The organism is Caballeronia sp. LZ028 (genome assembly GCF_031451415.1).
GTDB lineage: Bacteria > Pseudomonadota > Gammaproteobacteria > Burkholderiales > Burkholderiaceae > Caballeronia > Caballeronia zhejiangensis.
The window spans coordinates 1-425 of the sequence record NZ_JARUXN010000060.1; the positions used below are offsets into that span (position 1 = coordinate 1).

Consider the following 425-nt stretch of genomic DNA (forward strand, 5'->3'; position numbering starts at 1 on the left):
TTCGTCACGCAGTTTCCTCGCGAATCTCCACGACTTCTCCACTTTTTCTCCATGCTGGATGCGGCATTGATCGCTAACGTCGCTGGCAATCTCAAGGGAAAACCACGGAGTTACGCCATGCCACGCACCGAACGAAAGGAGGCCGATATGAAGCGCCCGTCCTGGCCGGGACGAAGTTCCGCCGATGTAGCGCAGATCGCCGACGAACCCGCGACGAAAGTGCGCGGCTGCCGCCTTTCCGCGCCGATCGTGCAGCCGTGGGCGCGTCCTGCCGTGTCGTCGAATGGATCAACTTTCGCGGCGAACGCTCGTTCATCGCGGTGCATGTGAGCGCGACGGAACCGGAAATCCGCGAGCGCATGCGCCTGCACGCCAACGGCGAACGTCACGTCGCGCTCGATGCGGCCGCGCTCGGCCGTCCGAAG

At 63.5% G+C, this 425-nt stretch carries 2 protein-coding genes; both read left to right on the plus strand.

Annotation, left to right across the window (positions count from 1 at the left end; all coding sequences use genetic code 11):
- On the plus strand, positions 1-330 hold a 330-nt coding region (locus tag QCE58_RS34045), incomplete at its 5' end, for a hypothetical protein (protein ID WP_309781279.1).
- On the plus strand, positions 258-425 hold a 168-nt coding region (locus tag QCE58_RS34215), incomplete at its 3' end, for a DUF2866 domain-containing protein (protein WP_409014201.1). The genes QCE58_RS34045 and QCE58_RS34215, both read left to right, overlap by 73 nt.